The 13686-nt window shown below is 36.2% G+C and carries 16 protein-coding genes; 13 read left to right on the forward strand and 3 right to left on the reverse strand.

Annotation, left to right across the window (positions count from 1 at the left end; all coding sequences use genetic code 11):
* Window positions 1-37: 37 nt before the first annotated feature.
* From FS486_RS11150 to FS486_RS11170, 5 genes are all read left to right on the forward strand, one after another.
* A complete protein-coding gene (locus FS486_RS11150; RefSeq protein WP_144511418.1) occupies window positions 38-1057 on the forward strand; it encodes a Bug family tripartite tricarboxylate transporter substrate binding protein in 1020 nt (339 codons plus the stop codon).
* Window positions 1058-1111: 54 nt separating this feature from the next.
* Window positions 1112-1561 (forward strand): tripartite tricarboxylate transporter TctB family protein, encoded by a 450-nt coding sequence (locus tag FS486_RS11155; protein ID WP_144511419.1) that lies wholly within the window; start codon window positions 1112-1114, stop codon window positions 1559-1561.
* Window positions 1562-1579: 18 nt separating this feature from the next.
* Entirely contained in the window at window positions 1580-3106 is a 1527-nt protein-coding gene (locus tag FS486_RS11160; RefSeq protein ID WP_144511421.1) for a tripartite tricarboxylate transporter permease, read from the forward strand.
* A gap of 147 nt (window positions 3107-3253) precedes the next feature.
* A complete protein-coding gene (locus tag FS486_RS11165) occupies window positions 3254-4630 on the forward strand; it encodes a plasmid pRiA4b ORF-3 family protein (RefSeq protein WP_260858096.1) in 1377 nt (458 codons plus the stop codon).
* A gap of 72 nt (window positions 4631-4702) precedes the next feature.
* Complete coding sequence (locus FS486_RS11170) at window positions 4703-5218, forward strand: hypothetical protein (RefSeq protein WP_144511425.1); 516 nt, start codon at window positions 4703-4705, stop codon at window positions 5216-5218.
* 224 nt (window positions 5219-5442) lie between these two features.
* On the opposite strand, the gene FS486_RS20295 is transcribed toward FS486_RS11170, so the two are convergent.
* Window positions 5443-5550 (reverse strand): putative holin-like toxin, encoded by a 108-nt coding sequence (locus FS486_RS20295; protein WP_222122588.1) that lies wholly within the window; start codon window positions 5548-5550, stop codon window positions 5443-5445.
* A 120-nt stretch (window positions 5551-5670) separates the two neighbouring features.
* On the opposite strand from FS486_RS20295, the gene FS486_RS11175 reads away from it, so the two are divergent.
* The 4 genes from FS486_RS11175 (at window position 5671) to FS486_RS11190 (ending at window position 8398) form a co-directional block, all read left to right on the forward strand.
* On the forward strand, window positions 5671-6675 hold the full coding sequence (locus FS486_RS11175) for a nucleoid-associated protein (RefSeq protein ID WP_144511713.1): 1005 nt from the start codon (window positions 5671-5673) through the stop codon (window positions 6673-6675).
* Window positions 6676-6943: 268 nt separating this feature from the next.
* The gene (locus FS486_RS11180; protein WP_142539751.1) at window positions 6944-7144 is read left to right on the forward strand and encodes a cold-shock protein; all 201 of its coding nucleotides are present in this window, start codon (window positions 6944-6946) and stop codon (window positions 7142-7144) included.
* A 137-nt stretch (window positions 7145-7281) separates the two neighbouring features.
* A complete protein-coding gene (trhA, locus tag FS486_RS11185) occupies window positions 7282-7920 on the forward strand; it encodes a PAQR family membrane homeostasis protein TrhA (RefSeq protein ID WP_144511426.1) in 639 nt (212 codons plus the stop codon).
* Window positions 7921-7972: 52 nt separating this feature from the next.
* Window positions 7973-8398, forward strand: coding sequence for a GatB/YqeY domain-containing protein (locus tag FS486_RS11190; protein ID WP_144511428.1), 426 nt, complete (start codon window positions 7973-7975; stop codon window positions 8396-8398).
* A gap of 12 nt (window positions 8399-8410) precedes the next feature.
* Here the strand turns inward: FS486_RS11190 and FS486_RS11195 are convergent, their stop codons facing one another.
* Window positions 8411-9004: a hypothetical protein gene (locus FS486_RS11195; RefSeq protein ID WP_144511430.1), complete on the reverse strand. Its 594-nt coding sequence runs from the start codon at window positions 9002-9004 to the stop codon at window positions 8411-8413.
* A gap of 136 nt (window positions 9005-9140) precedes the next feature.
* Between FS486_RS11195 and FS486_RS20135 the strand changes: the two genes are divergently transcribed.
* Entirely contained in the window at window positions 9141-9299 is a 159-nt protein-coding gene (locus FS486_RS20135; RefSeq protein ID WP_186321421.1) for a hypothetical protein, read from the forward strand.
* A gap of 85 nt (window positions 9300-9384) precedes the next feature.
* On the opposite strand, the gene FS486_RS11200 is transcribed toward FS486_RS20135, so the two are convergent.
* Window positions 9385-9921, reverse strand: a complete 537-nt coding sequence (locus FS486_RS11200; RefSeq protein WP_144511432.1) for a hypothetical protein — start codon at window positions 9919-9921, stop codon at window positions 9385-9387.
* Between the two features lie 280 nt (window positions 9922-10201).
* On the opposite strand from FS486_RS11200, the gene FS486_RS11205 reads away from it, so the two are divergent.
* The 3 genes from FS486_RS11205 (at window position 10202) to FS486_RS11215 (ending at window position 13645) form a co-directional block, all read left to right on the forward strand.
* The gene (locus FS486_RS11205) at window positions 10202-11392 is read left to right on the forward strand and encodes a PDDEXK-like family protein (protein WP_186321422.1); all 1191 of its coding nucleotides are present in this window, start codon (window positions 10202-10204) and stop codon (window positions 11390-11392) included.
* A 376-nt stretch (window positions 11393-11768) separates the two neighbouring features.
* Window positions 11769-12827, forward strand: coding sequence for an NERD domain-containing protein (locus FS486_RS11210; RefSeq protein WP_144511436.1), 1059 nt, complete (start codon window positions 11769-11771; stop codon window positions 12825-12827).
* 107 nt (window positions 12828-12934) lie between these two features.
* Window positions 12935-13645 carry a nuclease-related domain-containing protein gene (locus tag FS486_RS11215; RefSeq protein WP_144511438.1) on the forward strand — a complete coding sequence of 237 codons (711 nt, stop codon included), beginning with the start codon at window positions 12935-12937 and terminating at the stop codon, window positions 13643-13645.
* Window positions 13646-13686: the final 41 nt, after the last annotated feature.

Below are 13686 nucleotides of genomic sequence, written 5' to 3' on the forward strand. Positions count from 1 at the left end.
GAAAACGCTGTCATTACATTTAGATGAGGGGGATTTTATGTTAACTTGGAAGAAAATAACTGGAGTTGCTTTAACGGCCGCTTTAGCTATAAGTTTGGCTGCTTGTTCGTCGGACGATAGTGAAGGGAAAGCATCGGCACCGGATTATCCGAAGAATAATATTACGCTTGTTGCTCCATCGGGTGCAGGCGGGGGGTGGGATTTAACTGCGCGATCCATCGCCAAAACGATGAATGATACGAAGTTAATCGAAAAACCAATCACTGTGGAAAATAAACCTGGAGGTGGCGGAGCAGTTTACATGGCGGAGTTTGCTACAAAAGAAGCAAAAAATGACTATGTATTGATGGTGAAGTCCCCTCCAATTCTGATTAACAATGACAAAGCAGAAGGAAATAGCCCATATGGTTACAAAGATACAACTCCACTGGCACAACTAACACGTGACTACGGAGCGATTGTTGTGAAAAGTGATTCTGAATATAAAACATTACAAGATATATTAGATGCCATTAAAAAAGATCCAAAAACAGTAACACTAGCTGGTGGTTCAGCACCGGGTTCAATGGATCATCTAGTAGGTATCTTACCAGCATTTGAAGCAGGTATTGATCCAAAAGCAGTTAAATACGTTTCTTACGATGGTGGAGGAGAGGCAGTTGCAGCTTTACTAGGTGGTAATGCAGACGTTATTGCAACAGATGCTTCAACAATTGCAACGTATGTAAAATCCGGAGATGTACGTGTATTAGCAGTTAGCTCTTCTGAACGTTTAGAAGGAGAATTAGCGGATGTACCAACTTATAAAGAATCCGGAATTGATGCAGAGTTTACTATTTGGCGCGGTATATTTGGACCGAAAGAAATGTCCGAGGGTGCTGTAAACTATTGGTCTGAAAAACTTGAAAAAATGGTAGAAACAGATGAGTGGAAAGCAGAACTAGAGAAAAATGGATGGGCAAGTGAATATCGAGATGCAAAAGATTTTGCTTCCTATTTAGAGGACCAAGATAAAGTGATTGTTGAGTTATTAACAGCACTTGGCATGCAAAAGTAAAAGTATGTAGGCGGCTGCAGAGTCGCCTTTTTAAGTTAGGAGGGAATAAAAAATATGAATAAAAATTTCGATCGAGTTGCGGGAATTGCCTTTTTGATGGTCGGCATTATTTTCCTTGTGGAAAGCCAAAAGATATCTGATAGTGCTTATGGTTCATCCGTCGGACCAAAAATATTTCCTATGTGGCTTGGTATTATTCTAATTGCATTAAGCATTCGACTTTTATACGAAACATTTAAATATAAAACGGACAAATTAAAGAAAGAGCAATTGCAATATACAAAATTCCTAATCATTTTTGTGAGTGCGATTCTTTATGCATTTTTCTTGGAGAAAATAGGATATGTTGTTTCTACATTTCTATTCTTACTTATTGCATTTCAAACGATGGAACGGGGAAAAATTGTTTATTCCATCATCATCTCAGCTTTCTTTTCGTTTGGTGTTTATTATTTCTTTTCGGAGCTACTTGGCGGTTCTTTGCCAGGGTTTCCGCTTTTGTAAGGGGGAAGGGGTTTAGCTATGGATACATTACAATTTTTAGCAGACGGATTTGGTATTGCTTTTCAATGGCATAATTTATTGTTTGCTTTAGTAGGCGTAATCATTGGGACTGCGGTAGGCGTATTGCCAGGTATCGGCCCAATGAGTGGTGTTGCCTTACTTATTCCAGTAACAGCAACAATTACTTCGGGAATGCCGACTAGTGCGGCGGCAGCGAGTTCGATTATTTTACTGGCAGGGGTATACTATGGAGCGATGTATGGTGGCTCGACTACTTCTATTTTATTGAATACTCCGGGAGAATCTTCTTCTGTTGTAACGACATTAGATGGTTATCAAATGGCAAAACAGGGTCGTGCTGGAGCAGCGTTGGCCATCTCCGCGATTGGTTCGTTTTGTGCAGGAATTGTATCACTGATTGGACTGGTGCTTTTAGCTGAACCGTTGTCCAATGTTGCGATAAAATTTGGGCCAGCGGAATATTTTTCGTTGATGCTATTAGGGTTGGCTGCAGTAAGTGGCCTTGCAGGAAAATCAATGACAAAAGCTTTAATCATGACTGTTTTTGGACTTATGTTAGGAACGATTGGAATCGACGCTGTTTCTGGTATTGCCCGTTTTACATATAATCAGCCTATTTTGTATTCAGGACTTGAATTTTTAACAATCGCAGTAGGATTATTTGCACTCGGCGAAGTGTTTAAAACAGTTTTAGAGCGTGATGATGAATCGGGAGCAATTGCTAAAATCCATCGTATACTACCGACAAAGCAAGACATGAAAGATAGTGCAATACCAATTACGCGTGGTTCTTTACTTGGATTCTTTATTGGCGTTTTACCTGGGGCGGGAGCGACCCTTGCTTCGTTTTTTTCTTATATGACTGAGAAAAAGTTTAGTAAAAAACCAGAGACGTTCGGTAAAGGAAATATTGCTGGTGTAGCTGGCCCAGAGTCGGCAAATAACGCCGCGTCAGGGGGAGCAATGATTCCCCTTCTAACATTAGGAATACCTGGTTCAGGTACAACTGCAATATTGATGGGCGCATTAATCATGTATAATATTCAACCAGGTCCGCTTCTATTTGATGAACACCCAGAAGTTGCATGGGGACTAATCGCAAGTATGTTCATAGGAAACTTGATGTTACTAATACTGAATATGCCATTGGTCCGTGTGTTTGCAAAAATTATTCAAACACCGAAAAAATACTTGTTACCGATGATTGTGGCCATCTCATTCTTCGGAGTGTATGCAGTGCAGTACACGACATTCGATTTGTTTTTATTATTAGGTTGCGGCATTTTAGGTTATGTATTGTCCAAAAATGATTATCCAGTGGCCCCTCTAGTATTGGCACTTGTGTTAGGACCGATGATTGAAAATAATATGAGACGGGCTTTAACAATTTCTAATGGTGACTTTAGCATTTTCGTGACGAAACCATTATCTTTAGTGTTTATCATAGTAGCTGCTGCTTGGTTATTAGTTCCTTTACTGTTGAAAATGAAGGGACGTCAAGTAATTGTAAATGAAGAAGAATAATAGAGAAGCGGACTCCGTGTAAACGAGGGTCTGCTTTTTTATGAGAAGTATATGTCTTTTAATGAAGTAGTAATATTAATCATTTTTATCTGACTAGATAAGCGTGTATGATGGAAGAAAGGGAGATGGTGATGTATCAAAGCATATATTTTAAAACTATCATTTGAACATATTCATCCAACAATTTGGAGACGTGTGATTTTACCTGCAGGAGCAACATTCAATCGTTTACATGAAACAATCCAATATACAACAAATTTCCAAAGTTATTTTGAGCCCTATCATTTCTTTGCAATCCAAACAGAAGAATTCTTTAGCACAAATAACGAAGCTCTTATAGAAGAATACAAAGGACGGAAGTTTGCTGGAAAAACGTTGAAATCTCCTACCCATATGAAAATAGATAAGTACCTAGAACAGCATGGCCACCTTCTTTACGAATATGACTTCGGTGATGATTGGCGCATTCGAGTCGAGCTAGAGGATACGGTAGAGGATTATTATTTTGGTTATCCAACCTTACTAGATGGTGATGGGACAGCGCCGCCGGAGGATGTAGGGGGTCCACCTGGGTATGAGAAGTTTTTAAGCGTATACCATGATCCAACGCATCCGAATTATTTGAGAATGTATGCCTGGGCAGAGAGACAGGACTATTTACCATTAGATATGGATAAGATAAATGATCGTTTGAAGTTTGTAAAATACAAAAAGACAGAATGGCAACATATCGTTCATGACAAGTACTTTGTGTTATCAGACAAATATCGTGGTGCAGACTACATAGATATTGATGCACTGCCAAACAAAGACCTTATCATTCAATATGCAGAAGCATGTGCTCGCTTATATGGGGTGATTGAGTATCCAAAGTTTTTAGAAATTTATAACTCCCAAAACAAACCCACTATTTCCAGTGGAGAGTTACACGCAATCTTAAAGGACCATCATTATGCAAATTTACTTCAACAAAAACATGTATATGTGCATAGTAAAGCATTGGTCCACGAGACAATTGAATGGTTTGAGGGACATGAGAAATTTTTACCAGAAGTCGCTGGGAAGCCATATTATGTACCCGAAAGAGAAGAGTTATTGCACTACTCAGAAGATCTCTATTATGAAAAGACAGTTTACCAAGAAAAGCTAGCTAAAATGTTAGCGAGAGACTTCTTTGGTAGTAATAAAGACAAATTACAACAAGAAATGGACGATCTTATAGACTACTTACAAGTTGTTCATGTCAATGTCCAGAAAGTCATCCAGGATTTTCTGAAAGGTTTTGAATTTAAAGATATGAAACAGCTAAATGAATACGTACAAGCAATTTCAATGATTGCTAATACAACACGCCTTTGGGAAAACAGAGGACATACATCAGACGAGTTGTTTCGAATGGAGCGGCATCATTTGAAGCCGATACCAGTAACCCCTTTCAATGTAATTGATGGAGGCAAAGTAGGGAGAAATGATTCTTGCCCATGTGGCAGTGGGAAAAAGTATAAAAAGTGTTGTGGGAAATAATACAAGGATTGAAAATAGGTACACATGGTCAACAGGACATGCGTACCTATTTTCATATTAGGAGGAATGTATATGTATGATCCAACTATTTTCGAGAATTTAAAAGTGGCATTTGAAAATCATGTGTATGATTTAGACAATATCGAACAGAAGGTACATATCGTGAACCGATTGGACCGTATGGATTTTTCTATCCTTGCTCGAGAATTTGCAATTAAATTTACAATGGTAGAACAAAAAAGTGTTATAGCAGAAATTGTATTGGAAGCCTCCTTAGAAGATTTAGCAGGGGAGATTCTAGAAACTTCTATTAACCATTTGGGCTGCTCTTTATTATTGCGCTTCTACAAACACGTGCAAAATGTGAATCTACAATGTAAAGAGGTTGAGCGTACCATAAGTAGTATTTGGGAAAATGAAATTCAGGTAACACAAACACTAAGTTATATATATGAACAGAAGGATTCCAGTTATCTAGATACAATTGAAGTGAAATTTATTAACAAAATCAACGAGGAGCATATGGGTGAAATTGAGGACTTTCTTAAGCATGTTCTAAAGACGATGGAAGTTTTACAAGAGCTATAAGAATTAAAAAAGTAAATCAGGGGAAGGTTCGAATTGATAACCGACCTTGGCTAGCGGGAGAATGAGTTGAATAAACCCCCTCTCCCGTATATAATAGAACTATAGACATACAATATAAAGACTGGATACGGGAATATCCAGTCCTACAACTGCAAACCGCAGAAAGAGCGGTTGGCCCGGGTTGACTTAGAAATAATCGTCCACGCCTTACCATTGGGGGACGGTTATTTCTTTTTTGCAAAGAAAATAATTAATGTGACTACAATCGTAAAAGCAGCTACCATGACAGAACATACCTGTATAAGTAAACTTATCGTCTCATAAGTCGACATTGAGATCACCTCCACTAGGAAGTGACCAACCGCCCACCCTGCTATGCAATTGTAACATTATTATAACATAAAGTAGAATATATGTTCTTATTTTATCAATAAAATTTTGAAGGTGACATGATGCTAGAAGTTAGCGAAAGTAAATTAGCGCAGTATGTTGTCCACCATATAAGTGATGAACTTGTGTTAGGACAGGAAGCGTCCGAACAGCCGGAAATTATGCTAGAGGCAGCCTTTACACAACTGGCGTTCCATAAACTCGATTTAGATCAACAATACGAATTTTTTCATGAAACCAATATTGGATTAAACGAAACCTATACGTATGTAACAAGTATTTTTGATAATCCTAGTAGTTTCCTTGAACAATCAAATCATATTGCCAAGCACTTACATAGTGTATCGCAACATCCAAACATAAAAAGCGGTGAATTATTCATTGGCTTATTTGAAAACTGCTTGTTCCATGATGAAGTAAGACAAGCAATAGCTATTGTGAAAATAGAGGAAAAAGAAATGTTTTTGAATGTGAAGAATGAGCACAATAAAGTGATTGTGAACGGCATAGATGGTATTAATGTAAAGAAAATCAATAATATGGCCGTCATTATTAATATGGGTCAAGACGAAAACCCTGCAGTATTCTTGAAAACAAAAAGGAAAGAAGATGTCGTGTACTGGCAAGAACGATTCTTAAAGCTCAAAGTAGCGGACGAAAACTTTCATAAAACGAATTTAGCCTTAACAGAATGTAAAAAATATATTCTAAAAGAAGAGACTTTTACAAATACCGATAAGCTGGGATTTTTAAACAAAACGTTAGACTACTTCCGAAACGAAGATGAATTTCAAGTAGATGGCTATATTGAAACTGTATTTGAGACTGCGGATACTATACAAAAAGACGTCCTTATCAATACGGTAAAACCTTTTGAGACAGAAATTTCCGAGAGTGCAATTGTGAAGGCGGAAAAGAATTATAAGCGTAAAATTAAACTGGATGACAATATTGAGATACAAGTAAACGTACGTGATATACTGGAAGTAAATGAACTGATTGAAGTCGGCTATGACGAAGCGACAAAACGTAAGTTTTATAAGATTTACTTTGAGGAAGAAGTTTAGACAGGACGAATCTACCCTGCTTCTCTTAGAAGGGAAGCAGGATTAATAGCAATGGAAGACTGCCTTAACGGAGCAATCAAATAAAATAAAAGTATAAATAATTCATTTTATTGGCTAAATATTTAAATTTGGTGTATAGTAAGGATAATAATTAAATTGCTTATATAGAAACAATGAATTCGCATATTACAAAGAGTAATCGCGTTCGTTCGGTACTTTTTGTAATATGTGAATTTTTTATTCACTACAATTTTTGGAGGTCTTTTAAATGACACAAGGTACAGTAAAATGGTTTAACGCAGAAAAAGGTTTTGGATTTATCGAAGTTGAAGGCGGAAACGACGTATTCGCTCACTTCTCAGCTATCCAAGGTGAAGGCTTCAAATCACTTGACGAAGGTCAAAAAGTGGAATTTGATATCGAAGATGGTCAACGTGGACCACAAGCAGTTAACATCGTAAAACTTTAATTTGACGAAAAAAGAGACACTCATTTTTATGGGTGTCTTTTTTTTGATTTATTTTAGATATAATTGAAAAGTATTCGCTAACCAAACAAAATGGTAACATAAGGCGATAGAAAACCATCAGATGGGAATGAATCAAAATGAGTAATACACATATATTTTCAAAGCGTGAAGAGATGGCAAATGCAATTATTCATGGAATTGGGGTACTTTTAAGTATAGCAGCTCTTGTCATTTTGATTGTGTCAGCTGTGACACGAGGAACTACTTGGCATGTGGTGAGTTTTACACTATTTGGAGTGACGATGGTGCTATTATATACATCATCCACTCTCGTCCATGGATTTCCGGCAGGTCGAGCGAAAGATGTTTTTGAGATAATGGATCACTCGGCCATCTACTTTTTTATTGCAGGAACATATACTCCTTTTTTGTTCCTTGCCGTAAAAGGGACAATGGGATGGACGCTTTTTGGGATTGTGTGGGGACTTGCAATAGCTGGAACGGTGTTTAAAGCATATTTTGTAAAGCGCTTTTTACATACGTCGACGTTATTGTATGTAGTGATGGGCTGGTTGATGGTGCTTGCATGGAAACCATTATTGGAAAATGTATCAACTCATGGTTTGCTTTATCTAGCAATAGGTGGCGTGCTCTACACAGTAGGGGCGGTTTTTTACGTGTGGCGCGGATTTATATATCATCATGCAGTCTGGCATATTTTTGTACTAGCAGCATCCATATTGCATTTCTTTGCAGTGATGACGTTATTGGCGTAAACTTACTAATATATTTACGGGGAGATTTAGAAAGTGGAAGGAGATCTTATTAATGATAAAAACGTCGGTATTTGAACAATTAAAACGAGCAATGAAAGAGAAGGATGTATTAGCAAAAGGGGTATTAACGCTTTTAAAATCAGCATTAGATAGCGCGGAAAAGGAAAAAGGTTCAAGCCTTTCATCAGAAGAAGAAATTGCTATCGTGAATCGTGAAGTAAAGCAAACGAACCAAGCATTAGAAGGAGCCCAAAAAGCTAATCGAGATGATTTAGTGGAAAAAGAAGAGGCAAAACTAGTATTACTAAAAAGCTTCCTACCAAAACAGTTAAACGAAGAAGAAATAGCAACGATATTAACAGAGGCTGGAATTGTAAAAGGAACTAGTATGGGCGAAGCAATGAAAATCGCAAAACCATTACTAACTGGAAAAGCAGATGGGGCGATGATGTCCAAAGTCGTAAAAAGTTTGATATAAAAAGGAGAGTGCCTAGCGCTCTCCTTTTTCCTCCTCGGTCAATGTTAAATCTATAACAAAACCACTTTCCGGTAAAAAGGTAACTACTATTTTTTTCCCTTTATAGTATTGTTCGTATTCTTCTTCTGTGATTGCCATATTTTCCACTGTGTAGGTTTTTCCATTTATGTCAAATTGCCATAAATAATCGTTAGGATCATGCTTAGGAGAACTATATGTAACATTTTTGGCAACACCTACAATTGTGTTGAAGTTCCCTTTGCTGTATTGATCTTGGTCTTGATAGAGTGAGATTGCTGTTATAAATGAGGTTAGAACCACTAAAGTAAATATAAGTGCTAAAATAGAACCAAACACTTTTTGGGAAATATTACCGATTAAACTTTTTGCCCTATTGCTTATAAGCGCAACAGCTCCGAGTATAACTAACAACCCAAAGAAGCCCATTGTGAGTTTGATTAGTATTTGCTGCCACAAAAAGTCTTTAATGAAGATAGCAAGAATCAGTGATATTAGGAACAACGGGATATCGACTATTAAAAAATAGCCCAAAAAGAGTTCTACTGTGTCCTCATGTTTATTATTTTTCTTCTTCTTTTTTTTCACATATGCACTTCCAGACTGAAATAAATGATTTACTATTATAAAATATCATTTTTTGTGAGAGAAATGTTTAAAAAATGTTAGAAGTGAACTTTTTAGGGAAGAGAAGTATTAATAGAACATGAGGAAGGTGAATGCGATGAAAAAAGAGTTGAACCATGAAAAGGAAACTTCCAATACCGAAGACCTATCTGTTGAGCAAGGAAAGTCCAATGAGTTAAGCGACCAACAGAAAGAAGAACTCCAAGTGAAAGATGGACAAAATGATCATCATGTGGATGAACGCGGTGGAAATTAAGTAAAGAACAAGACAAAAACACCTTTCGTTAGGAGTGGGTAGACAATACCTAACTCAATTAATGTAAAGGTGTTTTTTCGCGGAATTAAACTTTAAAAGATTCAATTGTGTTAGTACTTGGTACCTTATAATCACACCAAACGATTATTTTAGATGGTGTAGTTTGGGCGGGGATACTTCTTGTGGTAGGTCCATAAATAACTATTAGATTACGATTTACGAGGTTTCTTGTAAAGGCCTGCCCATTTGTTAATAATATTTGTGTATACGGTGAAATATTTAATCTTAATTGACCGTCACTACTCTCCAGCTGGCTATTAAAATAGTCTATTTTTACGTTTTGATAGGGACTATCTTTTACTATAACAAGTGCTCCATACTGTGGAGGAAAAATCATTGGCACGGGTGCATCTCCATCAAAATACCCAGTTACCTGATCTCCAACTGTTACCATAACATGGTCTACAAAGTAAGTAGTAGGGGACACTACGAAATTTGCTATATCTCCGTTTCCGTTAGCTACAGACATAAGAGTATAACAACCATCACTCTGCCCATTTTGTCCAATCATAAAATCACTAATCATGGTGACAGTACCATGAAAAGACTGAAAGTTCACCATCCAACAATCTTCCTTTCCATTTCATTAGAAACATTAGAAGAAATACAAGTCGTTTCGATTCCTTTTAATTTATGTGAAATGATCTGTAGTTGTGAATACTTTATACAGAGGTTTCAAATTCACTTACTTTGCATTCACATGGGAAAAGAGTATTACTTAGCAATTTGAAAGGTTCGGAGTACTTTATTGGCAGGACTTTAATATTGAAGATCAATGTAGTATGTTAGTAGAAAATAACTGTTCAGTAACTGATATTTTAGTGAAAGGGATGTTTAGGTCAATGAAGATTGAACTACTTCTATATGAAGTATCTAATATCACGAAGAAGCATGAGTTTGTTCAACAAAAAACAGGTGGTTTTTTTAATATTTTTGAAATCACGAATATTGCTTATGACGAAGTACGTATTTGTCGTTTTCTTTATGAGTTGTTAAATCCAAAGGGAAGTCATTATCAAGGTGATCTTTATTTAAAGTTGTTTGTCGAACATGTACTCCAATTAGAGCTGCCTTTAATAGAATGGAAGCAAGTTAAAGTACACCGGGAGTTTTTAATAGAAGATAATCGTAGAATTGACTTGGTCATCCAGACACCAAATTATTTAGTTCCGATTGAAGTGAAAATATTTGCTAGAGATCAGGAAAATCAGTGTGCGGACTACTTAAAAGTTGCTCAAAATGCCAATGTATATTATTTAACTCGTTTTGGCATTTTACCACCTGATTCTAGTAGTGTAGATAAAGCGCTTATTACACCGATTTCTTTTTCACAAGATATTATTAAATGGCTTGATAAATGTCTTGAGCAACGTGAGACGATGAAGGTTGCACCAATTCGCGAGGTCCTATTGCAGTTTATAGCAGCAATAAAAAATTTCACAGATCAATTGGAGGATGAGCAAGAGATGGAGATTAAAAACATATTAACGGCATCACCTACATCAATGAAAAGTGCTTTTGCTATTGAGAAGAGCTTAAAAGGGGCAAAATCGGATTTATTGCAACGTGTGTTTAAAGAATTAGAAGTACGTATAGGTTTAGAAAAACTACATAACGAATATGATTATGCGTTTAATGATCAAAAGAAAGTCAGCACCTATTATGATTTTAAAAGCTCTACATATCCAGGTAATAGTTATTTATATAAAGAAGGTATAAAACCAGGTGTAGATATTTGGTTCCGTATAGAGATTGATTGGTGCTTATATGCTGGATTTGTAGTAGCCATGAATGGTGAAGCAGGTCAGCAGGTTTTAAGTGAAAAAGAAATAGGAGAATATATTCCGCATATAGAACCATGTATAGATAATTGGTGGGCTTATTGGGAACTTCTACCGCATGATGATGAAACACTAGTACCGAATTTCAAACGTCCAAATGATGAGGATTTATATTTTAAGCTTTTTGACGAAGTCTATTTTAAAGAATTCATTGATAAGACAATGGAACGAATTGAAGTGATTTTCCGATAGAAAGAGCTTGTTTTCGAAGAAAGAACAAGATCTGGTTAGATTCTCATTAGGAGCTAGTGGGATCAAACAGTGGAAGGCTTTCTAATGAGCGGTGGTCAGCTTAAGGAGTAATTTAACCGATGATTCTATAAATACTAAAATATACATAGAAATCTAAGGTTGAAGCAAGCTTTTTAAAAACTTGATATATACTTTCATGAAAGCTGTCGAAGATACAATATCGGCCGCTTTTTGACTTTATCTCCAGCTAATAAAGAAAGTCCAATGAAATAGTTAAATATTGTGATAAAATTAAGGTAATTATAATGGTAGATATTAATGTTCTTTTAATTGAAGTAATTAATAATTGAAATAACGTTTTTGAGGAGAGATTATAGTGCCGGGATTTGCTAAAAAGTCATTTTTAGAAAGAATGAAATTAGCATTAAAGGATAAAGAAGAACTACGAGTACCTGTTCTTATCAAAGAGGGTAGTACTGCGAAAAAAATGATTGTTAAAATTCAGGGTGACTTAGAAATAGAGAAGATGCCAGAGTCTCAAAAAGACCTTCAAAGTAAAATGAAAATCCTTGAATTGGGGTTACACGGTGAAAAAAGTGTTCAATTTGAGCTAATGAACTCATTTACTCCTCTCCATGTTTTACACGATCTCCATTTGCAACATGGTGAATGGAAAGCTCAAATTGATTTTGTTGTTATAACGCGAAAATTTATACTCGTTATCGAAGTGAAAAATTATTATGGAAATATTCATGTAACAGAACAAGGGGATTTTATACGGAATATCATGAAAGGCAGGAAAGTAGTTTTTCAAGAAGGATTCTACAGCCCGATACGCCAGATAGAAAGACAGACAGAAGTATTACGAAACTTACTGCAAGCGAACGGAATAGTAGGGAATAAAACACCTATTAAACAAGTAGTTGTTTTCACCAATAACAAAACGATACTAGACTTGAAAAAAGCAAAAAAGGATATACAAGATAGAATCGTACGTGTAGATGGATTAGTTGGCTACATATCAAAGGAATTAAAAAAATCTTCACCTGTTCAAGTTTTAGATAATCGTATGTCTGATATAAGTAATTTTCTAATGGAGTCTCACACGGAAAATGAAATAGAAAAGACAGAAGATACAGTAGAATTGAAACTATTAGGTGAAACAGTAGAAGCTATGGCAAACCCGGTAGTAGAACAGTCTCCAACTGTACTAGGGTTGGAAGAGGATTTAAGAAGATTTAGAAAAGATAAAGCGGCAGCTTTAGGTAATAAAGCGTTTCATATTTTTTCAAATCAGACTCTAGACGAAATTGTTTCAAAACAACCTACAACTTTGACAGAACTATCAACAATACGAGGTATTGGTGAGAAAAAGATAGAGGAGTTCGGGCTCGAAATAATTGGAATTATTCAGGGACAAAATTCGAAAGATTAAAAGGTAAATGAAAAGTGGAGAATAATGAAACGTATGAAATGGAAAAAAAGAGGATTTAAAGTGTCTCCAGCGTATTTAAGAAAGTATATACGAAAGGGAGTGAGCTTTTGTTTAAAAAAATAATCAGCCGTGTAGAAGATTTTTTTAACCTTTCTGCAGCAAGTAAACTCGCAGACAAACCCAAGCAAAAGTCAGTCATTTCTACCTATAAGGAACAGACTGGAAATGGACTATTCTCCACTATGTTCAATAAAGGTCATTACGGTGAATTCTCATCCTACGGTAAATTGGCAAAATTACCTGGGTACCATAAAGCATTGTTCAATATTTACATTCCCAATGGCAAAGAACAAACGACTGAAATCGATTTGGTCTACCTTCATGAAACCGGCATCTACGTGATCGAGTCGAAAAACTACGGTGGCTGGATTTTTGGAGATATGAAGTCACAAAATTGGATGCAAACCTTTCAGAATGGACAGAAGTTTTCCTTTTACAATCCCATCAAGCAAAATCTAGGTCACATAAAAGCGCTGAAAGCTCTGTTGCCATCTATTGAAACTGCACAATTTACATCTGTCATTGTCTTCAGCGAAAGATGCGAGTTGAAGAAAGTTACTTGCGAGGTAAAAGATACATATGTTATCAAACGCAATCACCTATCTAAATTAATGGAGCAACAAATTCAAGATTCCCCTAACACTCTGGAAGCCACTTACATCGACAAAATTTATGATTTTCTTTCACAGTATCAAAAGGTAGATAAATCGGTGAAAGAGCAACATACTGAAAAGATTAAGGCAAAGTTTTCTCGCTAGCAGTAAAAACATTTGGAACATTGGAGATGTTCTCTATGTTA

It is taken from the genome of Bacillus sp. FJAT-22090 (assembly GCF_007676755.1).
In the GTDB taxonomy this organism is placed as follows: Bacteria; Bacillota; Bacilli; order Bacillales_A; family Planococcaceae; genus Psychrobacillus.